We start from the raw sequence: 20,929 nt of genomic DNA on the forward strand, positions 1-20,929 counted from the left end.
GTCAGCCTTGGCGAGGTGATTCGTCAGGCACTGCGTCTGGCCAGCCCGGCTTCGGAGCCCGCCGGCGATCTCAAGGCGCGCAGATCCATATGCCGGTTCACGTCTTTATACAGCAGGTAGCGGAAGCGTTCCGGGCCGCCGGCGTAGCAAGCCTGAGGGCAAAAGGCGCGGAGCCACATATAATCTCCGGCCTCGACCTCAACCCAATCCTGATTGAGCCGGTAGACGGCCTTGCCTTCCAGAACATAGAGGCCGTGTTCCATTACATGGGTCTCTGCGAAGGGGATCGACGCACCAGGTTCGAAAGTCACGATCGTAATGTGCATGTCATGTCTGATATCGGATGGATCGACGAAACGCGTCGTCGCCCACCTGCCATCGGTGTGAGGCATCGGTGTCGGCGCAATGGCGCTTTCGTTGGTGACGATGGCATCGGGCGCCGCGACATCAGGCACACGCTGATACAGCTTCCGGATCCAATGAAAATGCACTGAACCGAAGCTGCGGTTTTTCACGCTCCAGGAACTCCCGGGAGGCAGGTAGGCAAAGCCACCGGGCCGCAGCACGTGTTCGGTTCCGGCAAACCTCAGGGACAGCTCTCCCCCAACGACGAACAGCGCACCTTCCGCTTCCGCATCGGGTTCCGGCGATTCACTTCCTCCGCCCGGCGCCACGTCGATGAGGTAGTGCGAGAATGTTTCGGCAAAGCCGGACAGTGGTCGAGCCAGCACCCAAACGCGCGTATTTTCCCAGTGCGGAAGATAACTGGTCACGATGTCGCGGATCACGCCCTTTGGTATCACCGCATACGCATCTGTGAAAACCGCCCGGCCGGTCAGGAGCTCGGTCTGGGCCGGATGCCCTCCCGGCGGCACGTGATAGGTTCGAGATGACATTCGTTATAACCTCTTGGAGATGATTGTGCTGACATCGCCGGGCCACTAACCCTGCTTCGCCGTGATGTCCGAGTTCGCTTCCGCCGCACCATCGGGCGCGACGTGCAGCCAATTTGCCGCTTCAAGCCACTTTTCCTCGATGTTACTGCCCGGCCCTTTCCGGTCGATCACAACGAACGGACTGGCGTCCCCGACGACGAGCAGCGGATGGTGCCAGCAGTTTCGCGCGTAGTTCACGCCCTGTCGTCCCGATGCGGCAAACGCCCGGTAGCTTGAGGGGACATCCGGATCGGTGCACACCACCACCAACCAGGGCGCTCCGCTCAACGGCATGAACAGTTGGCTGCCCAGCGGGTGGCGCTCCATGAGCTTGATGACGAGTGGAGTTGGCCTTGCCGAGCCGATGAACAGACTGACGCAGACCGCTCCACCTTCCGCGGCGACGTCAATGCCGGCCAGGTCATCAAACCGCTCCGCAAAGCCTTCATTGATCAACTTCGGCTTCACGTCTGCGGTCTCCACCACCTCGCCGAATGGTGCAAACCCTGCCCTTGTCAAAGGCGCAATCGAAAGCGCTAACATCGCTCAACTCCCATCCGTCGCACTGATGCAACCGGCTCAGGACGTCTGAAGCTGCGCGCCGGATGCAGCGATAACGACGGGATCGACTGATGTGTCGATATCGATGGCAGCGACCTCGCCATCGAGGACGCGATGCGCCTTTTCCCGATCGATGTCGCCTTCCCATGAGGCGACGGCAACCGTGGCAACGCAGTTTCCGACATAGTTGCCCAGCGCGCGCGCAATACCGATGAACCAGTCCACCGACAGCAGCAGCACCAATCCGATGGCCGGAATCGCGGGAATGGCCGCAAGTGTCGCCGCAAGGACAACGATGGCCGAGCCCGGGACCCCGTGAGCGCCTTTCGAGGTCAGGAGCGCAATACCGAGAATTGCCAGGAGATCACCGGTCGCCAGCGGCGTGTTGGTGGCCTGGGCAATGAATACGGCGGCGAGCGTCAGGTAGATCGAGAACGCATCCAGATTGAACGAGTACCCGGTCGGAATGACCAGCCCAACGGTCGACGGCTTGATGCCGAGGAGCTCGAGCTTCCGCATGGTCTGTGGCAGCACGCTGTCTCCGGCCGCCGTGCCAAGAACGATCGTCAATTCCTCGCGGAAGTAGCGGAGCAGCTTGAACAGGCTGAAGCCGGAAAAACGCATGACCGCGCCCAACACCACGACGACAAAAACGGCCACGGCCACATAGAACAGGGCGACGAGACCGCCGAGTTGCTTGAGTGAGCCGATGCCATATTTGCCGACGGTAAATGCAATCGCCCCGAAGACACCGAGCGGCGCCAGCCTGACGACGAAATTCATCATCTTGAAGATGATGTCGCTCACGCGCCCGATGAAATCCGCCACCGGCTTGGCCCGCTCGCCGCACAGGGAGACGGCGCAGCCAAACATGATCGAGACGATCAACACCTGCAGGATGTCACCGGTCGTGAACGCTCCGACCACGGTCGAGGGAATGAGCTTCATGAGGAATTCCGAGACGCCGCCGCCGGAAACCTGGGCTGCGGTCTGGCTGAAGCCGCTCAGCGCTTTTGCATCCAGCGTCTTCGGATCGATGTTCATTCCAACGCCCGGCTCGAAGTAATAGGCGAGCGCAATACCGAGCACCAAGGCAATCGTCGTTATGACCTCGAAGTATATGAGCGCGCGCACCCCGACCCGTCCAACCTTCGAGAGATCCCCGGCAGCGGCTATACCGTGCACGACGACACAAAACACGATCACGGGAACCAGCATCTTGATGAGCTTGATGAAGCCGTCGCCCAGCGGTTTCATCTGAAGGGCCACATCAGGGTAGGCCATGCCGAGCGCAATACCCAGTCCGAGCGCAATGGCGACCTGGAAGAAGAGCGACTTGAGTATGTTTGGCACGGCGTTCCCCACTTGGTTGGCGTTTCCATTCAATGCGGCTTGGTCGGCCCACGGCCGATGCCGCTATTGTTTTTGACGGCGACGTTGACGTCGCTTCGAAACCGATTGCTCGCGCCACCGGGCTGCAGCCCGGCCGCGCTGTCCCGCCTGCCCGCCTCGATCTGCGCGAAACGGCACTTCGCCCCCGGCCCAGCGACCGAAACAGCACTTCCCGTCATTCGTTGACCATGCCGGACCAAGTGTCCAATATATAGAACGACACGATCAAGAGGATATCGCTATGGATCTCCGTCAGATCAGATATTTCATCGCCGTGGCCGAGGAGTGCAGTTTCACTGTCGCGGCGCGGCGGCTGAATCTTTCGCAACCCCCACTGAGCCAGCAGATCCAGGCACTCGAAGCTGCGTTGGGGACACAGCTTCTCTATAGAACCAGTCGCAGGGTCGAGCTGACACAGGCCGGAGAAGCGCTTCTCGCGCGCGCCCGCGCCATTCAGCAGCAGATCAAACTGGCGGAAGACGAGGTCCGCTCGATTGGCGCCGGCCTGGTCGGCTCTCTCGATATCGGAGCGACAGGCTCCATCCTGCGTGGGCGCCTGGCCGATTTGCTGGCTGAGTACCGGAAGGATGCGCCTGCGGTGAAGATGACGGTGCATGAACAGGCCCCGGCCTTGCAGATCGCTGCCCTCCTCAATCGAACGACAAACATCAGCCTGAATAGAAGCATCCCCACCGAAGACGCTTTGAGCAGCGAGCTTGCGTGGCCGGAAGAGATCGTGGTGGCCATGCCAAAAGACCATCCGCTCGCCCGCCGCAAGCGCATCGCCCTCGGCGACCTTGCGTCGAGGACCACATCGTCCTGCAGCCGGAGAGCTCCCAGTTTGCGCGCTATATACAGAAATGCTGCATCGACGCCGGCTTTCTGCCGCGGGTCTCCCAGCAAGTCGTCGATGCGCAGTCGGTGCCCAGTCTGATCGCAGCGGGCTTTGGCGTTGCTCTGGTTCCGCAATCAATAGCACGGTTCACGACCGACGAGATCGTGTTCAGACCCATCAGGCCCTCGCCACCGTCCGCCGACGTGTTTCTCGTCTTCAGAAAAGATGAGACGTCGATGGTGGTGCAAAATTTCATCAAGCTGGCGCGTCGTTTCCTCAGGCAGAAACGGATTTCGGGTCACCTGGTCGCCGGCCGATGATTCGGCGGACGGGAATGCGTCAGAGACGCGAGAACGTTGCCACCTTTCAAGGCGTGTAGAACTACATGCAACTTCAGAAACTGAGCTGAACCTTCATGGACCGGCTGCGATCTCCCGCGATCTCGAAGGCGCGTATCGCCTCCTCCAGTCCAAAGACGCCGGTCAGCAGCGGGGTCAGATCTACTCTCCTCTGGTTGATGAGGTCGACGGCCAGGCCGAACTCCTCGTGGAAGCGGAAGGTCCCGCGCATTTCGATCTCCTTGGCCACCACAATGTTCTGCGGGATCGAAACATCACCGCCGAGACCGAGCTGGATCAGAATGCCGCGCGGCTTCAGCACTTCGAGCCCGGAGCGTACGGCCCGTTCGTTTCCGGACGCTTCGAACTGGACATCGAAATAGCCTTTGTTGGCCGCATAGGCGCCGAGCTGATCGGGATCGCTGGCGACATTGATCGTCCGATCGGCACCGAGCCGAAGCGCCTTCTCCAGAACCGCAGCCACGACGTCGGTCGCGACGATTTCCCGCGCGCCGTGGAGCCGGGCCGCCATGATCGCCAACGCGCCGATCGGACCGCATCCCGTCACGAGAACCCGTTTGCCGAGCAACGATCCGGCACGGTTGACGGCATGCAGAACGACGGCGAACGGCTCCGCAAAGGCAGCCTCGTTGATCGAGACACCGTCGGCGACCTTGTGGCACTGCCAGGCTTCAGCGACGAGACGTTGACGAAAGGCTCCCTGGATATGCGGCATCGGCATCGCGCTGCCGTAGAAGCGCATGTTCAGGCATTGGTTCTGCTGGCCCTTCAGGCAATAGTCGCAAACGTTGCAGGGTCGGCTGGGAGACACCGCGACGCGGTCGCCGATCACCAGTCCTGATACGGTCGCACCCAGCGCCTTGATGGTGCCGGCGACCTCGTGACCGAGGATCATCGGCTCGCGCACCCGCACCGTGCCGAAGCCGCCATGATTGAAATAATGCAGATCCGATCCGCAGATGCCACCGGCCTCGACAGCGATCTCGACCTGTCCGCTACCTGCTGCCTCGGGCTCGCGTTCCTCGACCCGCAGATCGCGGGCCGCATGAATGACGACGGCTTTCATTGTTGCACTCCAGCGGCACGAACCTAGAGACTGGTGGTTATCCCACCATCGACATAGAGCGTATGTCCGTTGACAAAGGACGAAGCCTTGCCGGACAGGAACACGGCAGCTCCGACCAGTTCTTCGACGTTACCCCAGCGCGCCGCCGGTGTCCGCTTTTCGAGCCAGCTCGAGAATTCCGGATTGTCGACCAGCGCCTGGTTGAGCGGGGTCTTGAAGTATCCCGGCGCGATTGCATTGATCTGGAGGCCGTATTTCGCCCAATCGGTGCACATTCCGCGGGTCAGGTTCTTGATGGCCCCCTTGGTGGCCGTGTAGGGCGCGATGCCGGGACGCGCGAGTTCGCTCTGCACGGATGCGATGTTGATGATCTTGCCCTGGCTGCGCGGGATCATGTGACGGGCGACAGCCTGGCCGACATAGAACGCGCTGGAAATATTGGTGGCGAGCAATTGCTCCCACTTCTCGACGGGAAAGTCCTCGAGCGGCGCGCGAAACTGCATGCCGGCGTTATTGACCAGGATATCGATCGCGCCGGAATTCTTCTCGATCGCCTCGACACCGTCCCTGGCGGCTTGCGCCTGCGTGACGTCGAAGCCGGCCACTGACACCTTGTGCCCGGCAGCGGCCAGTCTTGCCGCAGCCGCGTCAAGCTTGGCTGCGTCGCGGCCGTTGAGGACGACTTCGGCGCCGTGTTCGGCAAGGCCTTGCGCGAGCGCGAAGCCAATGCCCTGCGACGAGCCGGTGATCAGTGCCCTCTTGCCCGTCAGTGCGAAAAGTTCAAATGCCATTTGGCGACCTCGTGCTGGCTTCGAGCGCGAAAACTCACCGCCCGAGCGACTTCTTGATACCGTTCAATCCGAGGCGCCGGAAGGGGTCGGAACGGAGGTAAAGAATTGCAGCCGTGGAGAACACGGAAGTAGCCGGCCATGGGCGCTCGACGGGCTGCGATCAGGTTGTTAAAGCCCGCCTCCGCCAAGGGGACTTTGAGTCGAGACATGACCGTTGCGATCGAGATGGGACACACGACGGCAGGCGCCCCGGCTAACCTGGACCTTGAGGAACTGCTGGCGACCCGCCTGCTGGTGCAGGGCAATTCGGGCTCCGGTAAATCCCATCTGTTGCGCCGGCTGCTGGAACAGAGCGCCCCCTGGGTACAGCAGACCATCATCGACCCCGAAGGCGACTTTGTGGCGCTTGCCGACCGTTTCGGCCACCTCCTGATCGATGCCGAGGACCATACCGAGCGGGGCCTGCAGGTCGCCGGCGAGCGAGCGCGCATCCATCGCGTCTCCACGGTGCTCAATCTCGAGGGGCTCGACGCCGAGAACCAGATGCGGCGCGCCGCCGCCTTCCTCGGCGGGCTTTTCGACGTCGCCCGCGACCACTGGTATCCGATGCTGGTGGTGGTGGATGAGGCGCAGCTCTTCGCGCCGGCCGTCGCCGGCGAGGTTTCGGACGAGGCGCGCAAACTCTCGCTCGGCGCCATGACGAACCTGATGTGCCGTGGCCGCAAACGCGGGCTTGCGGGGATCATCGCCACCCAGCGACTGGCGAAGCTCGCCAAGAACGTCGCGGCCGAGGCGTCCAATTTCCTCATGGGCCGAACCTTTCTGGATATCGACATGGCGCGGGCCGCCGACCTTCTGGGCATGGAGCGGCGACAGGCAGAGGCCTTCCGGGATCTGGAGCGCGGGCAATTCATGGCGCTGGGACCGGCCCTCTCCCGCCGTCCGCTGGGGCTGCGCATCGGTCCAACGGATACCACGCCGCGCAACGCGACCCCGCGCCTGATGCCTCTGCCGGAAGCGACACCGGACGCACACGCCATCATCCTGGCAGCGCCGCCGCCCGAGAATAGCCGGCCCCAGCGCCGGTCGCCGCCAGACCTCCTCAGCCAGCTCATGGCGGCGAAGTCAGCGGCGCTGGAGATCCGTCCCGAAGCGGTAGAGCAGCCACTCAGCGCCGAGGAACTGGCGGAGCGGCGTGAGCGAACGGACCGTATTCTGCGCGCCGTCATGGCGGAACCCGACGCGGGATTCCGCGCCATCGGTGTCCTCTATCAGGAGTTCGTGGTCCGCTGCCGAATCGAGGGCCTCGGTTCGGCCGTGCCGGATCTCGGTGACTTCCGTCGCATGCTGACGCGCGCCCGTGCCGGGCTCGGCTCCGATATGGCGGAGGATGACGGGTGGCAGGATGTCTCGGTCCGCGCCTCACTTCTGCCGGAGGATATGCAGGGCGTCTTCATGATGATTGCCCGCGCCGCGAAGGAAGGTTGGCCCTGCCCGGGCGATGCAGCGATTGCCCGCGCCTATGGCTCGCATTCGTTGCGCCGTGCACGGCGCCTGCTGACCTACATCGAGGAACAGGGCCTCATCGTTTGCCAGCTTGACGGTGCCGGCCGGCGGATCGTGACGCTCGTCGAACTGGCCTGGGCGACGGCACCGGGCGACCCCAATGCCGAGGAACTGCCGGCCGAACAAGGCTGCACCAGTTCGGCTGGATGATGCGACGGTCGCGCGCGCACCCGGAAAATACCACGCATTAAGCCGTGGTTGCCTGCAGCAGAGGACTACCACGGGGCTTCTGTCGAGTGATACCCCAAACGAGGTATAATGGCCTCCGTCTCGCTCCGCGGTATATGATTCGCAGCGTCGCGCCAGAGTTCCTTTGACGGGTCTGCGCTCTTGTCGCCGACCGGTTTTTGCATATCTCGCTTATTTGCATGTCTCGCTTAAGGGAGTTCTGAGCTTGAGCGTTGCCTTCACCAAGGAAGACAGTGCCGAAACGGCGTCGGAAACATTGCTTCCCGACCGCCCGGTTTCACCTCATCCGAACCATGTTACCGAGGCTGGATTAAAGGCCCTGGAATTTCAGCTTCAGCAGGCTCGCGAGGCGTACGAGGCCGCGCAGAAGATCGAAGACGTGAATGAGCGGCGGCGGCAAGCAGCAACCCCCTTGCGTGATGCCCGCTACTTTGCGGCGAGAGTTCGGACGGCTCAGGTCATCCCCAATCCGACGTCAACTGACACTGTCGCCTTTGGGAGCACGGTGACGTTCAGGCGCGACGATGGGCGCGTGCAGAAATATCATATCGTGGGAGAGGACGAAGCGGACCCCAAGACTGGCTCCATTTCCTTCGTGTCCCCGGTGGCAAGGTCTCTGATGGGCAAAGCTGTTGGGGATGTCGTCGGCACATCCGGTCAGGAGCTGGAGATCATTGCGATCTCGTAGGCCCCCCGACAAGACGCAACCGACGTTTGGAAAGTCCGCCGTGCGGCAAGAGCTGCCCTCCCGAAGCGGGCGTTGAGCAACTTTATCCACGAGCAACACGGTTACGGGTGCTGTTTCCGCGGGGCCACACCTTTCGGCAGGTCGGCGAGGCGCGCCCTAAGGCGTGGCACCGCGAAGTCGAGAAACGCGCGCAATTTGGCCGGCATGAAGCGATTTGGCGAGTACACGAAGCTGACGGGTTGCGGCGGCGGCTGAAAATCCTGCAGAAGCGGAATTAGCTGTCTGGATTTTATCGATTCGGCGACGAGATAAGAGAACGCCACGGTGATCCCGATGCCCGCGCGCGCAGCATCGCAGGCCGACTCGAGATTGCTCGCAACGAAGCGCGACCGAACGGGCACCGCATACTCGGTCTGGTCTCGTTTGAATCTCCACGTGGTTGGCGACTGCATCGGAGAATAGCTGATGCAGTCGTGCGCAGAGAGGTCGTCTGGCGATTTGGGCGTTCCGCGAGATTTCAAATAGGCCGGACTCGCGCAAACTACGCGGTAGATTTCCCCGACACGCACCGCGATCAGGCTGCTGTCGGCGAGATCGCCGACGCGAAGCGCGACGTCGATGTGTTCCTCCAGGAGATTGATAGTCCTGTCCTGCAAATTGAGCTGAACGTCCACCTCCGGGAACGTCACCAGGAACTCCGCCAGAATCGGCTGCAGACATAAGCGGCCGAGCGCGACAAGGGTCGAAACACTCAGATCTCCGCGTGGCGTTGTGTACTCGCCGGAAGCGGCGCGCTCGGCTTCGGTGATATCGGCAAGGATTCGCTTTGCGGCAGCGATGTAAGAGAGCCCTGCGTCAGTCGGGACAAGTGCGCGGCTCGACCGATTGAACAGCTTGGTGCGCAGGTGCGCTTCGAGCTCGGATACCTTTCGGCTCACGGTCGCCAGCGGCATTTTCTGCCGGCGGGCCGCAGCCGACAGGCCTCCGGCCTCCGCAACCGCCAACACAATCGACATGCCTTCGAGACGGTCCATATGAGGCTTCCATTTTTTGGAAGGATACATCTCGATATTGCCAGATACCCAACATTTTCGGAAGGGTCTATTCATCGGTCGGAAGCAACGCCAACCCATGGAGACCGATATGAATACGACCCAGGCCAAGGGCATCGCCCTCATCACCGGCGCATCAACCGGTATCGGTGCGATCTACGCCGATCGTCTGGCCAGGCGCGGCCACGACCTCATTCTTGTTGCGCGCAACAGGCAGCGGCTGGCATCGCTGGCGCGCCGGCTCGTCAACGAGACTGGCCGAAAGGTGGAGACTGTCGAGGCCGACCTCACGTCCCCGGCAGATCTGCTACGCGTCGAGCACATCCTCCGCACCAATGCGGGCATCTCCCTGCTGGTCAACAACGCGGGCGTCGGCGCTACCAACCCGCTGATCGCCTCTGACGTTGACAAGATGGACGACATGATCCGTCTGAATGTCACCGCGCTGACGCGGCTGACCTATGCAGCGGTCCCGGGATTTGTCGCCCGCGGCCACGGCACGATCATCAACATTGCGTCGGTTGTCGCGATCGCGCCGGAGGTGCTGAACGGTGTCTATGGCGGCACCAAAGCGTTCGTGCTCGCATTCAACCAGTCGCTCGCTCACGAACTTGCCGACAAGGGCATCCGCGTGCAGGTGGTGCTGCCGGGCGCCACGGCCACCGAATTCTGGGACGTCGCCGGCACGCCGGTGCATCAGCTTCCGGCGCAGACCGTGATGTCGGCCGACGATCTGGTCGATGCCGCCCTCGCGGGGCTCGACCTCGGCGAGACCGTGACCATCCCCTCGCTGCCGGACAAGGCGGAGTGGGATCGTCATGAGACGGCGCGCCTCGCCATGTCGAGCAGGCTCTCGAGCGCCATCCCGGCGGCTCGCTACAACTTGCACAAGCATGAAAGCGTGAGCGCCTAGGGACGCCAACGCACTAATTGCCGGCGGCCAAGGCCCCCGGCGTAATTCTCGGCATCCAGTCGGACGTGCCGAGACCGTCGAGTTGATGCTCGACGGCAGTCCTTCACACGTCCGGTGAACAAGGAGAGGTACTATGAAAACGGAAGTTGCCATATCACGCATCGCTATCCAGGTCCCGACATCGGTCCTGGCAAAGGACACAATCGCCGCGTGGCGCGATCATGCCGAACGCTTGATCGCCTACGCCGAGCCGGTCAGCCGAGCAGGCCTCTATGTGTCGCTCGCGATCATCTACGCCTGGTTCGGCGGGATGAAGTTTACTGAATACGAGGCCAACGGACTGGTGCCACTGGTGGAGAACAGCCCGCTGCTGAGCTGGTTCTATGCTCTGTTTTCAGTCCGCGGCTTCTCCACGTTCCTCGGCTTCATCGAACTCAGCATCGGGCTGCTGATCGCCCTCAGATTGGCGAGCCCGGTCTTTTCTGCAGCGGGCGGTCTTCTCTCGGCCGGACTCTTCGTCACGACCGTGAGCTTCATGATCTCGACGCCGGGCGTCGTCGTGCCGGAGCTCGGGCTGCCCGCGATCTCGGTCGCGCCGGGTCAGTTCCTCCTGAAAGACGTCGGCCTGTTCGCCGCTTCGTTCTGGGTGTTCGTCGACTCGCTGAAGACCGTGGTTCGCAGGTGAGCAGACTTTCCGCACGAGAGCATCAGCAATCCATGCAAGCAAAGGAGAACACGATCATGAAAATGCGATCCATCTTCGGCGCGGCCTATGCTGCCATTGCCATCGTCACAGCGACGCCTGCCGCCGCCCACGGCATCGGCGAAACGGTCACGCCGCACTTTGAGCAGACGATACCCAACATCCCCGGCAAGTCACTGGTCGCCCTGGTTGTCGACTATACGCCGGGCGGGGCATCGCCTTCGCACATCCACGCCAAGTCGGCTTTCATCTTCGGCTACGTCCTCTCGGGCGAAATCGAGTCCCAGGTGAATGACGGACCGAGGCGGGTCCACCGCGCCGGCGAAAGTTTTTACGAGACGCCGGGCTCCCGTCATCCCGTCAGTCGCAATGCGAGCAAGAACAGGCCTGCAAGGCTGCTAGCCGTGTTCGTCGTCGATACCGACGAGAAAGAACTGACCACTTCCGTTGAGCAACACACGTCATCAAGGAGCAAAAAATGAGCAAGCGCCTCGACTACAACCAGATCGCGCCGGCAGGCGTGAAAGCGCTGGGCGGCGTCTACGGCTACGTCATGCAGAGCGGCCTCTCCCCTGCGCTGGTCGATCTGGTCTATCTGCGGATCTCCCAGATCAACAATTGCGCCTACTGCCTCGACATGCATACGCGCGATCTGCTCAAGAAGGGAGAGAAGGTCGAAAAGCTGGCGCTGGTGCAGGCGTGGAAGGAAGCCGGCAACCTCTTCGACGCGCGCGAGCGCGCCGCCCTTGCATGGGCCGAAACGGTGACGCGCGTTGCAGAGACGAACGTGCCGGATGAAGCCTACCAGGCCGCCCGCGCCGTGTTCGACGAGCGAGAACTCGTAGATCTCACGATCGCGATTGGCTTGATGAACGCCTACAATCGCATGGCAATCAGCTTTCGGAATACACCGCAGGCTGCAGTCGGGAAGTAAGGCCAGATGCGGTAAAGCCAGCAGCAGAAACTCATCAAGAACTTCGTTGAAGGAGCTTCGGGTATTGCAATCTCGTAACACCCGCATAGGACGCAGCCGATGTTCGGAATGGCCGCTTTGCGACCCCGAGCGGACATCGGTCAGACGATTGCTCCTACTCACGCCTTAGCCAAGAGCTCTATTCAGTCATGTTGCTGACGCAATTTCTGTCTTAGACGCTGAGAACTAAGAACACCTGTGCGAGGACCACACTGGTTCCCACAACGGTTCCGTCGCCAGCATTGGCACGAATCCGCAAAAATTGGCGCGAGTTCGTCAACGCATCCGCGTTCGCTTGACCAATTTTGCGGCATCGGGAACCGAACGTTCTAGAAAATCAATCAAGGAGTTATGATGTTGTTTCGCTCGCGCGCCGCAATTTGCGGCGCCGTACTTGCGCTTGCCTTTTCTGTTACCGTTGCTCGAAGTGATGCAGTTCATTCAAGCGCCGTCGTCGATGCCGCTTCGGGGGATGCGATCGTTGGCGCAGCATCCACGTACAATCCGTTCAAGCCCGGATGGCGGGAGGGCGGCCCGAACACAGCCTCCGGCGAGCGCTATAATCCCTCTGTCTGGGCGGCTGCCATCAAGACGAGTTTGCGCCAGAAATTTGGTGGGGTCCGATATGGCGCGAGGCCGAAGTATGCCCTCGTTGAGGCTGTAGGCAAGAAGGTCATCGTCAAGATAAATGACGTGGGGCCACTAACGCCTGGCCGCATCATTGACCTCAATGAGCGGGCGATGCGCCATTTCGATCCAAGCCTGCAGCGCGGGGTAATTTATGGCGTAAGCGTTAGGCCGCTTTCCGGCGACTATTGGATCCCCGGACCGGTTGGTTGAACATCGCACGCGAAAGAAGTCGAACACGGCCCTCCTGGACAGGGGGAACGCCTCGATGGCCTCCCCACCGCTGATCTTTGAGGCGATGCCACCTCTGGCGGCAAGGCGCCGGCAGGCGCAATTTGCGTTGCCATCAGTTCTGAAATGTAGAGGAGCGCCTGGCCGAATGTCCGCTCTTGGCTGCCACTAACCGACATCTGGGTAGGCATTTCGTCAAAACGCGTTTGGCGCTGCCGTCTGATCCGTCGTACAGTATGCTCTAGGTTGGATTGCATGCCATGGTGCAAGAGCAGCCAGTCCGGGTCGAGCGCAGGTTGTCGGCGATATTGGCCGCTGACGTAGCCGGCTATTCGCAGCTCATGCATCGCGACGAAGAGGCTACCCACGCCAGACTGACTGCGCTCCTAACGGACGCTGTCCGCCCGGCAATCTCCGAACACGGCGGCCGCATCGTGAAGAACACCGGCGATGGGTTCTTGGCCGAGTTTGCGAGCGCTGTTGAGGCGGTTCGGGCCGCGACGCATTTCCAGACCCGCGTTCAAGAACTTTCGATCGGAGATCCGGAGTACAGGCGCATTGCTTTCCGCGTCGGCGTCAACATCGGCGACGTAATTGTTGAGCCGCATGACATTTTCGGCGACGGCGTGAATATTGCGGCACGGCTTGAGAGCATTGCGGAACCGGGCGGCATCTGCATCTCGTCTGCCGTCTATGATCACGTCCGCGGCAAGGTCGGGGTTGAGTTTGCCGATCTGGGCGAGCAAAACCTCAAAAACATTGACCATCCCGTCCGGACCTATGCCGTGATGTGGGAGGGATCATCCAGCCCGGCGACACCGGCTGAGCGCGCAACGCTGGGCGGGCCTTCGCCGCCTCGTCTTTCCATCGTTGTGCTGCCGTTTGCCAACCTTAGCGGCGATCCCGCGCAAGACTACTTCGTCGATGGTGTAACTGAGAGCCTGACCACAGACCTGTCTCGCATTAGCGGCTCATTCGTTATCGGCCGACACACTGCATTCACCTACAAAGGCAAGGCGGTTGATCTCAAGCAGATTGGCCGCAAGTTGAACGTTCGCTACGTGCTCGAAGGCTCGGTGCAGCGGAGTGGCAATCGGCTTCGGGTAAATGTGCAATTGATCGACGCCGCAACTTGCACTCATCTCTGGGCCGAACGGTTTGACAAACCGATGGCCGATCTCTTCGACATGCAGGATGAAATCGTATCGAGACTCGCCAACACGTTGAATGCTCAGCTCATCGCGGCTGAGGCAAGGCGAGCGGAACACTCGTTGCATCCTAATGCTCTAGACTTGTATTTCCAGGGGAGAGCCCGTTGGAATAGGGGTTGGACTCCATCAAATATGATCCCGGCGCGAAGTTTCTTCGAACGCGCATTGGGGCTTGATCCGGAGAACGTGGACGCGTTGGTCGGCATCGCGGCAATCGATGTCGCGAGCGCTGGTTTCCTTCTTGTCGATGACGCCGACCTGCGCGTTGCAGCGGCCGAAGCGGCGTTGATCAAGGCGCTATCTTTGGCGCCGCAACATGCTCTTGCTCATTTGTATCTCGGTGCCGCCTACTTATGTTCGAACCGCGCGGAGCAAGGCATAGCTGAATGCGAGCACGCATTGGCTTTGAACCGGAATCTAGCCGATGCCCACGCCTCTATCGGGGTAGCCAAAGTCATTGTTGGTCGCGCCGCGGAGACAGAGGCACATATAAACCAAGCGTTACATCTGTCTCCTCTCGATGACGTTGCAAATCGTTGGATGAGCTGGGTTGGTTTTGCCAAACTGCACCTCGGAGACGATGCCGAAGCAGTTGCGTGGCTGCGTCGATCGTTGAAGGTTAATCCAAACAATCCCTTCGCAAACTTTTTTCTCGCCGCTGCGCTGGCGCATCAAGGGAAGATAGACGACGCGCGAGCTGCTGTGAAGGATGGACTTGCATTCGATCCAGCTTTCACCATCCGTCGCTTCAAAGCTTATCCGTATCGCGGCAATCCAACGTTCCTTGCCGGGAGCAAGCGGATTATAGAGGGAATGCGCATGGCCGGAGTACCGGAGAAGTGACGTCGGAGAAGGGTCACATAACCGATATGTCCAGTTGGCCGAACGCCTGCTTTGCGCGGTGGGCTCAATTGGTCAGCGGTCGTTTGTCATATTCGGCTTTGGAACGAGTTCGACCCACGACGTGACCGCAAATAAACTTTCCCGCACAAGACCGACCCAGGACTTTTCATCTGGCCTGGGCTACCGGACGCAACTCGTTGACAAGCACGCGCATGTTCTCGCTGTAATCGACGGGTGCTACGACGAGATGCACGCCGCCTTCGCTGAAGGCAGCTTCCAGCATCGTCGAGAGCTCCGAGACTTTGCCGACGCGGGAGCCCTTGGCGCCATATGACCTGGCATAGGCGACGAAATCAGGATTGCCGAAGTCGAGGCCGAAGTCGGAAAATCCGTCGACTTCCTGCTTCCATCGGATCATGCCGTAGGCACGATCCTCGAGCACGAGCACGACGAGATTCAGTTTGAGCCGCACCGCCGTCTCAAGCTCCTGCGAATTCATCATGAAGCCGCCATCACCGCAGACGGCGAGCACGCGCCTGTCCGGGTGGATCAGCGCCGCTGCGATCGCCGAAGGAAGACCCGCACCCATGGTCGCGAGCGCGTTGTCGAGCAGCAGCGTGTTGGCGACGCTGGTGCGATAGTTGCGGGCGAACCAGATCTTGTACATGCCGTTGTCGAGGGCAACGATGCCGTCCGCCGGGATGACCTGGCGGACGTCGTGCACGATGCGCTGCGGCGTCAGAGGAAACCTATCCTCCGTCGACCGTTCGGCGAGGTGGGCAAGGATCCCTTCCCGCAACCCAAGCAATGTCTGACCATTGGGGAGCTTGCCTTCGAGGCGATCGGCCAGGCTTGTGAGGCTCGCGCCGACGTCGCCGACGATCTCCGCCTGCGGGAAGTAAACCTGTTCCACCGTCGCCGGCGTGGCGCCGACATGGATCACCTGCGGTCCATTATGGCCCATCAGGAAAGGGGGCTTCTCGACGGTGTCGTGGCCGATCGAAATAATCAGATCGGCCTGGTCGATCGCCTCGTGAACCCAATCCCGCTCCGACAGCGCGGCCGTGCCCATATAGAGATTGGAGCCGGCATTGACCGCGCCCTTCCCCATCTGGGTGTTGAAGAATGGAATCCCGCATCGTCGCACGAACGCCGAGAGCGGCTCGGCGAGACGCGGGCGGCTCGCCGCGGCGCCCAGCATGACGAGCGGCCTGCTGGCGCCCATGATCATGGCTGCGGCGCGCTCGATGGAAGCTGCAGGTGCGACCGGAAGCTCGACGACATGTGGAGGAATGATGTCGGCCGCGGCTTCGTCGGCCGCGATATCCTCGGGCAGTTCGAGATGCACGGGGCCCGGCCGCTCCTGCTGTGCGACCCGGAAGGCGTCGCGAACCAGGGTCGGAATACTCTGCGCGGAGACGATCTGCGTCGCCATCTTGGTGAGCGGCCGCATGGTTGCAACGATGTCGACGATTTGGAAGCGCGCCTGGCGGCTGCTCCGGATCGCCTTCTGTCCTGTGATCATGACCATCGGCATCGCGCCCAGGTGCGCGTAGGCCGCAGCCGTCGTCAAATTGAGCGCGCCGGGACCGAGCGTCGTCAAGCAGACGCCCGCACGCCCGGTGAGACGCCCGTAGGTGGCCGCCATGAAGCCGGCTGCCTGTTCGTGCCGCGTCAATACCAGCTTGATCTTCGAGCGCCGCAGCGACTCCAGCACGTCGAGATTCTCCTCGCCGGGAATGGCGAAGATGTACCCGACGCCCTCGTTCTCAAGGGCGGTCACCAGCAGATCGGAGGCTTTTGTCACGCGACTGAGGCTCCGCTCGCGCCTGTTGCAGCTTTCTCCGCCCGGTGCGGCAGTGTCCATTCCGGCCGAATGAAGTGACAGGTGTAGCCGTCAGGATATTTTTCCAGATAATCCTGATGCTCGGGCTCGGCCTCCCAGAACGGCCCGGCAGGAGCCACCTCGGTGACAACCTTGCCCGGCCAAAGGCCGGAAGCATCGACATCGGCGATGGTGTCTTCCGCGATCCGCTTCTGCGCGTCGCTGGTGTAGAAGATGGCCGACCGATAGCTCGCACCCCGGTCGTTGCCCTGGCGGTTCAGCGTCGAGGGATCATGGATCTGGAAAAAGAACTCCAGCAGCTTGCGGTAGCTGATGATCTGCGGATCGAAGGCGATCTCAATGGCTTCGGCGTGATTGCCGTGGTTGCGATAGGTCGCGTTCGGCACCTCGCCGCCCGTGTAGCCCACGCTGGTCGAAATCACGCCGGGATAGCGGCGCAGCAGATCCTGCACACCCCAGAAGCAGCCGCCGGCCAGGACTGCGCGTTCCGTCGAAACTGTCATGTCTGTCCTCCCTGGTTTGCTGCGCTCGTCGGCAGCTTAATCAGCCGCAATTCCAGACCGGCCCGATCGGCGTCCGCGTCCAGCAAGGGCCGAAGCTGCCGCCATTGTAGCGACCACCGTAAAAGCCTGGCCGGCCGAAATAGCGCCAATTGCCATCGTACCCGTAATAGCTTGGGACTGGATCGATATACCAAGGGCGCCGGTTTTGACGCGCCATCCGCGAAACCGAGCCTTTCTGCTTGTAAGCTGGAAGGCTGTTATTCGGTGGCTGCTGATAGCCCGGCAGGAAGCCGTATCCGTGCCAGCGTGGCGCCGGCCGTTTATGAGCCGGTGCAGCCGGCGCGACGGCCGGCAGCAGCGACAGGACGATAGCAATCGACAGAAAGACGAGGTGTGGCATAAACACACCATAGACGGCTGGCTGTTGGGACGCGATTCAAATCTGGGTGCACAGTCCAGCGCAACTGCTTCCAGTTCGCTTGCGGAATGGCCGCCTTGCGCCAGAAGCGGTCAATCACAGTTGGCAAGAATGGACATTAGCTCGACTTGGCACGTCTAGGGCTGATCACCTACGGCCGACCGAGCTCCCCCGCAGGACGACTTTTAGACCCCTCAAGACCGACGCAGTGAAATGGGCTCAAGGTCCCTTAGCCGCTCCGACGAAGGTGGCCTGAAATCAATATCTGTTCGCGGAGAACGAACACGGTCCGTATTTTTTGGCCAGGCAAACCTAAATAAACAAAAAACAAAAGGCCACGCGGGCATTACACCGCATGGCCTTTGCGAGACTGGTCCCCTAGGCTCTCCGGAGATTCAGTCTCGGGGCGCATGTGTACGGGTGGGGGTATCTGTCTAGGGTATGGTGGAATTACCCACAGTTCAGACGAACGAACCAAGCCGCCGCTTCAAACAGCGTCCTTAGCAACCTTCAGGGGTGACGCCTTGACCGACTTGCTGGCTGGCTTCGCCGCGAACTCCATAGGCTCTTTCGTAAAAGGATTTACACCGCTGCGAGCTTCCGTAGCGGGCTTGTTCACAACCGACATTTTGACGAAACCGGGAATGACGAACTCGCCGGATTCATTCAGTTCCTTATAGCCTACAGTCGCCATCTGCTCGATGACGGCCTTTACGTCTCCCTTGGAAACCTGCGTTCCCTCTGCAATTGCATCAATTAACTGATTCTTGGTCATCTTGGCCATGATGGATTCCTTTGTAGAGGCTCATTCAAAGCGCGTGAGCTAGGTGCGTCCCCCCTGTTTAGACGCGGCAAAGCCGTACAGCACGCTTCTCGTTCATGCCTTTGGTTATGAAGTCCCCGGGCTTAAAACCTATCGAGAGCCAAAACGCAAGGAGCAGGTCGGGGCAGCGGCTTCCAGTTGATCCAAACCGAAATGTTGCTTGCAAGACCCGCACTGCGTTGAGACCTCGATGTGTGGAGCAATCAGCGGCCAAGGGTTAAGCTATGTCGTCCGCGGCTGCAGGCCGCCGCAAGGCTTTTTCTTGTGCAACGACTCCTTCCAGCCGCGAAATGTTCTCCAGCAGGCGTTGGCTGGTCAGGACGAGAAAGTAATAACCGAACTGCGGATTTTGAAAGTAGATCTCGAGGAGCTTTTCATAGGTTATGGTCAGCACTATCCCGTCTTCTATGCATTGGACGGTCGCGGTTCGCCGTTTATTGGGAGTAAGGAAACCAAGTTCGCCCATGAGACGTCCCGGCGGAAGTTCGACGCTGATTTCCGTGACCAAAAACTTTCCTGTGACCGTCAGGAACATCTCGGTAGCTGCATCACCCTTCTTGAACAATCTGTCGCCCCGGCGATATTTTCGTTCGGTCATGAACGGCTTGAGCCATTCCATTGAAGTATCGCCCTCCGTCGTGATGCGTGCCTTCTTGATCAGATTGAGCATTTGGCGGAGGCGAACTGCATTGATCGGCAGCATCAGCAAGTACAGAAGAAAAGTAGCGACGTTTCCTGAGAGCGCGCCAAAGGCGGCGAAGAACGTGCAGCCGGCCATGTTCGCGACACGCAGCGGCACCATGGTCTGCATCAGCAAGGTAGCGACAAAGAAGATGGCGCCAACGAGAGCGAACATGTTGGCAAGCGTGATGTTGGCCAGGACAATTTCCAGTAGCCGATTGAATAGTGCGTCGTAGGTGATGTTGCTGGGATCGAGACCCATCTGAACTAGAATCTTTGCGATCCTGAGATTGTCCGCCGCCGTATCAAGAATGCGGTCGAGTATCGTCGACAAATCTACACTGCTGGACTTCATCGGATCATCCCCCGCGGTACTCGCCGCATATACCGGATACTGATAATCGAAATCGGATAAAAACCATTGAGGAAGCGACGCTTTTGACCCAACTGAGAGATGTCATCGCTCCAGGGATCGGTATCTGAAACCACCCGCTGGCCCTTACAGTGTGCTACTCTGAGCCGGCACGATCCCCTGTCTTCAGCCAGGAACCGTTGCACCGTGACCCATTATAATAACCAGGCACGGACCGAGGAAAGCCGCTTCCGCGGTGCCCTTGACGATGCGATAATCATCCCACTTGTTTTCTTCGCGCTCGCCGCAAACAAAATCCTGCGTTTCATTCTTTCGATCTTGATGCGGTTGCTCGACTACGCCTTCCCTTTAGCAATGCAGATTGTCTGGCTTCCGCTCTTCGCGGCCAGGGTTCTTGGCAATGTCATCGTTGCTGTCATAAACGGCGCGGTGCGCTTCCTTCCCATTTCCGAGACGAAACGTCGACAGTGGAGTATATCGATCCGCCGAAACTGGTCGTGGCTCCGGCGGAAGATTAGCTATCGGGCCTTCGAACATGCTGTGTACATTGCCTTTGAAAGCGGCATGGCATGGGTGTTCCGAAAATGCCGACATCTCACTCCGAGCACCGCATTGCTCGTGATTCTGGGGGCGGTACTTTGGCTCCCGATCTCCTTCGGGGCTGCAACGGCGATGCACGCGGTATTGTTTGCCAAGGTCACGTCCTGGCCAGCTTGGATGCAACTCTTGCATCCGCTGGCAACGGTCATCGCCAAGAGCAAGCTTTTGGTGCTGCCGGTGTACCCAGCAGCCTGGCCACAGGCCAAAAAACATCCGTTCGTTCAGCTCGCCTTCAAGGGCTATGAAACCATCAAGTGTCTGTATGTGATCAAAAAGTTCGGTTTTCGCTATCGGCAGGCAGAGACCGCCAGCGTCGCGGCGGTTGAGAAGCTCGAGCGCACCGCAGGCCTCGCATGGGTGGCAAGGTGGCTGCGCAAGGCGCATGTCGCCGAACATTTCGGCGTCGAAAAGCCCACTCAGAAATTGCGCTCGTTCTTTTCGCGATGGTCAATTCAGTTCTCAGCCGAATACTACGAAGCGAAGGAACGGCAAGTCTCAGGTATCCCATCATTAAACAGCAGCAAGCTGCGAACGCTGAGATGATCATCAATCTCGCGCGATCGCCGTCGATCGACGAGGCGGTGAATAACGGAGCCACTTCCGAGTTTAGCACGTAGCCGACATCACCCACTTACCGAATGGCCGCCTTGCGCCGATTGTGTTGAAGAAGTCCGCGAACCGGCAATTTGGGATCGGGCAATGCGACCGGCGCACGGGTGCTTGATTGCGCCTAGGCGGGCTGGAGCGCAG

20 protein-coding genes and 1 pseudogene are annotated in these 20,929 nt (G+C 60.4%); 10 read left to right on the top strand and 11 right to left on the bottom strand.

The window, feature by feature from the left end; genetic code table 11:
• Window positions 1-23: 23 nt before the first annotated feature.
• Genes IVB22_RS13870 through dctA form a run of 3 tightly spaced genes read right to left on the bottom strand, consistent with a single transcriptional unit; the run spans window position 24 to window position 2,849 of the window.
• Window positions 24-896: a bifunctional allantoicase/(S)-ureidoglycine aminohydrolase gene (locus tag IVB22_RS13870; RefSeq protein WP_247517904.1), complete on the bottom strand. Its 873-nt coding sequence runs from the start codon at window positions 894-896 to the stop codon at window positions 24-26.
• Between the two features lie 45 nt (window positions 897-941).
• Window positions 942-1,478, bottom strand: a complete 537-nt coding sequence (locus tag IVB22_RS13875; protein ID WP_247517905.1) for an ureidoglycolate lyase — start codon at window positions 1,476-1,478, stop codon at window positions 942-944.
• Window positions 1,479-1,514: 36 nt separating this feature from the next.
• Window positions 1,515-2,849, bottom strand: coding sequence for a C4-dicarboxylate transporter DctA (dctA, locus tag IVB22_RS13880; RefSeq protein ID WP_247517906.1), 1,335 nt, complete (start codon window positions 2,847-2,849; stop codon window positions 1,515-1,517).
• Between the two features lie 280 nt (window positions 2,850-3,129).
• Here dctA and IVB22_RS13885 point away from each other — a divergent pair.
• Window positions 3,130-4,043 (top strand): annotated as a pseudogene (locus tag IVB22_RS13885) (LysR substrate-binding domain-containing protein).
• A gap of 73 nt (window positions 4,044-4,116) precedes the next feature.
• Here IVB22_RS13885 and IVB22_RS13890 read toward each other — a convergent pair.
• Together IVB22_RS13890 and IVB22_RS13895 are read right to left on the bottom strand one after the other, a co-directional pair.
• Window positions 4,117-5,148 (bottom strand): L-idonate 5-dehydrogenase, encoded by a 1,032-nt coding sequence (locus tag IVB22_RS13890; RefSeq protein ID WP_247517907.1) that lies wholly within the window; start codon window positions 5,146-5,148, stop codon window positions 4,117-4,119.
• A gap of 23 nt (window positions 5,149-5,171) precedes the next feature.
• Window positions 5,172-5,939 (bottom strand): SDR family oxidoreductase, encoded by a 768-nt coding sequence (locus IVB22_RS13895; RefSeq protein WP_247517908.1) that lies wholly within the window; start codon window positions 5,937-5,939, stop codon window positions 5,172-5,174.
• A 207-nt stretch (window positions 5,940-6,146) separates the two neighbouring features.
• On the opposite strand from IVB22_RS13895, the gene IVB22_RS13900 reads away from it, so the two are divergent.
• Window positions 6,147-7,655, top strand: coding sequence for an ATP-binding protein (locus IVB22_RS13900; RefSeq protein ID WP_247517909.1), 1,509 nt, complete (start codon window positions 6,147-6,149; stop codon window positions 7,653-7,655).
• 244 nt (window positions 7,656-7,899) lie between these two features.
• Window positions 7,900-8,382 carry a transcription elongation factor GreA gene (gene greA, locus IVB22_RS13905; protein WP_247517910.1) on the top strand — a complete coding sequence of 161 codons (483 nt, stop codon included), beginning with the start codon at window positions 7,900-7,902 and terminating at the stop codon, window positions 8,380-8,382.
• A 101-nt stretch (window positions 8,383-8,483) separates the two neighbouring features.
• Here the strand turns inward: greA and IVB22_RS13910 are convergent, their stop codons facing one another.
• Window positions 8,484-9,416, bottom strand: a complete 933-nt coding sequence (locus tag IVB22_RS13910; protein WP_247517911.1) for a LysR family transcriptional regulator — start codon at window positions 9,414-9,416, stop codon at window positions 8,484-8,486.
• A 109-nt stretch (window positions 9,417-9,525) separates the two neighbouring features.
• Between IVB22_RS13910 and IVB22_RS13915 the strand changes: the two genes are divergently transcribed.
• The 6 genes from IVB22_RS13915 (at window position 9,526) to IVB22_RS13940 (ending at window position 14,935) form a co-directional block, all read left to right on the top strand.
• Window positions 9,526-10,347: an SDR family oxidoreductase gene (locus tag IVB22_RS13915; RefSeq protein WP_247517912.1), complete on the top strand. Its 822-nt coding sequence runs from the start codon at window positions 9,526-9,528 to the stop codon at window positions 10,345-10,347.
• A 133-nt stretch (window positions 10,348-10,480) separates the two neighbouring features.
• The gene (locus IVB22_RS13920; protein WP_247517913.1) at window positions 10,481-11,032 is read left to right on the top strand and encodes a YkgB family protein; all 552 of its coding nucleotides are present in this window, start codon (window positions 10,481-10,483) and stop codon (window positions 11,030-11,032) included.
• 56 nt (window positions 11,033-11,088) lie between these two features.
• Entirely contained in the window at window positions 11,089-11,532 is a 444-nt protein-coding gene (locus IVB22_RS13925; RefSeq protein WP_247517914.1) for a cupin domain-containing protein, read from the top strand.
• Window positions 11,529-11,984, top strand: a complete 456-nt coding sequence (locus IVB22_RS13930) for a carboxymuconolactone decarboxylase family protein (protein WP_247517915.1) — start codon at window positions 11,529-11,531, stop codon at window positions 11,982-11,984. The genes IVB22_RS13925 and IVB22_RS13930 overlap by 4 nt, the downstream gene beginning before the upstream one ends.
• A gap of 390 nt (window positions 11,985-12,374) precedes the next feature.
• Window positions 12,375-12,863, top strand: a complete 489-nt coding sequence (locus tag IVB22_RS13935) for a septal ring lytic transglycosylase RlpA family protein (RefSeq protein WP_308200396.1) — start codon at window positions 12,375-12,377, stop codon at window positions 12,861-12,863.
• 278 nt (window positions 12,864-13,141) lie between these two features.
• Entirely contained in the window at window positions 13,142-14,935 is a 1,794-nt protein-coding gene (locus IVB22_RS13940) for an adenylate/guanylate cyclase domain-containing protein (protein ID WP_247517917.1), read from the top strand.
• A 166-nt stretch (window positions 14,936-15,101) separates the two neighbouring features.
• Here the strand turns inward: IVB22_RS13940 and IVB22_RS13945 are convergent, their stop codons facing one another.
• The 5 genes from IVB22_RS13945 to IVB22_RS13965 form a co-directional block, all read right to left on the bottom strand.
• Window positions 15,102-16,802: an acetolactate synthase large subunit gene (locus IVB22_RS13945; RefSeq protein ID WP_374207527.1), complete on the bottom strand. Its 1,701-nt coding sequence runs from the start codon at window positions 16,800-16,802 to the stop codon at window positions 15,102-15,104.
• Window positions 16,739-17,284 carry a peptide-methionine (S)-S-oxide reductase MsrA gene (msrA, locus tag IVB22_RS13950; protein WP_247517919.1) on the bottom strand — a complete coding sequence of 182 codons (546 nt, stop codon included), beginning with the start codon at window positions 17,282-17,284 and terminating at the stop codon, window positions 16,739-16,741. Before msrA ends, IVB22_RS13945 begins: the two co-directional genes overlap by 64 nt.
• A 40-nt stretch (window positions 17,285-17,324) precedes the next feature.
• Window positions 17,325-17,684 (bottom strand): hypothetical protein, encoded by a 360-nt coding sequence (locus IVB22_RS13955; RefSeq protein WP_247517920.1) that lies wholly within the window; start codon window positions 17,682-17,684, stop codon window positions 17,325-17,327.
• A gap of 505 nt (window positions 17,685-18,189) precedes the next feature.
• Window positions 18,190-18,486 carry an HU family DNA-binding protein gene (locus tag IVB22_RS13960; RefSeq protein WP_057850035.1) on the bottom strand — a complete coding sequence of 99 codons (297 nt, stop codon included), beginning with the start codon at window positions 18,484-18,486 and terminating at the stop codon, window positions 18,190-18,192.
• Window positions 18,487-18,742: 256 nt separating this feature from the next.
• Window positions 18,743-19,561: a Crp/Fnr family transcriptional regulator gene (locus tag IVB22_RS13965; protein WP_247517921.1), complete on the bottom strand. Its 819-nt coding sequence runs from the start codon at window positions 19,559-19,561 to the stop codon at window positions 18,743-18,745.
• 204 nt (window positions 19,562-19,765) lie between these two features.
• Here IVB22_RS13965 and IVB22_RS13970 point away from each other — a divergent pair, with 204 nt between their 5' ends.
• Window positions 19,766-20,722: a hypothetical protein gene (locus IVB22_RS13970; RefSeq protein WP_247517922.1), complete on the top strand. Its 957-nt coding sequence runs from the start codon at window positions 19,766-19,768 to the stop codon at window positions 20,720-20,722.
• Window positions 20,723-20,929 lie beyond the last annotated feature (207 nt).

Source organism: Bradyrhizobium sp. 190 (assembly GCF_023073415.1).
Classification (GTDB): Bacteria; Pseudomonadota; Alphaproteobacteria; order Rhizobiales; family Xanthobacteraceae; genus Bradyrhizobium.

Coding starts and splice junctions, on each gene's coding strand:
- IVB22_RS13875 (WP_247517905.1), bottom strand. CDS start 1,478: ATGTTAGCGCTTTCGATTGCGCCTTTGACAAGGGCAGGGTTTGCACCA.
- IVB22_RS13910 (WP_247517911.1), bottom strand. CDS start 9,416: ATGGACCGTCTCGAAGGCATGTCGATTGTGTTGGCGGTTGCGGAGGCC.
- IVB22_RS13915 (WP_247517912.1), top strand. CDS start 9,526: ATGAATACGACCCAGGCCAAGGGCATCGCCCTCATCACCGGCGCATCA.
- IVB22_RS13920 (WP_247517913.1), top strand. CDS start 10,481: ATGAAAACGGAAGTTGCCATATCACGCATCGCTATCCAGGTCCCGACA.
- IVB22_RS13935 (WP_308200396.1), top strand. CDS start 12,375: ATGATGTTGTTTCGCTCGCGCGCCGCAATTTGCGGCGCCGTACTTGCG.
- IVB22_RS13930 (WP_247517915.1), top strand. CDS start 11,529: ATGAGCAAGCGCCTCGACTACAACCAGATCGCGCCGGCAGGCGTGAAA.
- IVB22_RS13945 (WP_374207527.1), bottom strand. CDS start 16,802: ATGGACACTGCCGCACCGGGCGGAGAAAGCTGCAACAGGCGCGAGCGG.
- IVB22_RS13955 (WP_247517920.1), bottom strand. CDS start 17,684: ATGCCACACCTCGTCTTTCTGTCGATTGCTATCGTCCTGTCGCTGCTG.
- IVB22_RS13900 (WP_247517909.1), top strand. CDS start 6,147: ATGACCGTTGCGATCGAGATGGGACACACGACGGCAGGCGCCCCGGCT.
- IVB22_RS13895 (WP_247517908.1), bottom strand. CDS start 5,939: ATGGCATTTGAACTTTTCGCACTGACGGGCAAGAGGGCACTGATCACC.
- IVB22_RS13960 (WP_057850035.1), bottom strand. CDS start 18,486: ATGGCCAAGATGACCAAGAATCAGTTAATTGATGCAATTGCAGAGGGA.
- IVB22_RS13940 (WP_247517917.1), top strand. CDS start 13,142: ATGGTGCAAGAGCAGCCAGTCCGGGTCGAGCGCAGGTTGTCGGCGATA.
- IVB22_RS13925 (WP_247517914.1), top strand. CDS start 11,089: ATGAAAATGCGATCCATCTTCGGCGCGGCCTATGCTGCCATTGCCATC.
- IVB22_RS13890 (WP_247517907.1), bottom strand. CDS start 5,148: ATGAAAGCCGTCGTCATTCATGCGGCCCGCGATCTGCGGGTCGAGGAA.
- IVB22_RS13965 (WP_247517921.1), bottom strand. CDS start 19,561: ATGAAGTCCAGCAGTGTAGATTTGTCGACGATACTCGACCGCATTCTT.
- IVB22_RS13870 (WP_247517904.1), bottom strand. CDS start 896: ATGTCATCTCGAACCTATCACGTGCCGCCGGGAGGGCATCCGGCCCAG.
- msrA (WP_247517919.1), bottom strand. CDS start 17,284: ATGACAGTTTCGACGGAACGCGCAGTCCTGGCCGGCGGCTGCTTCTGG.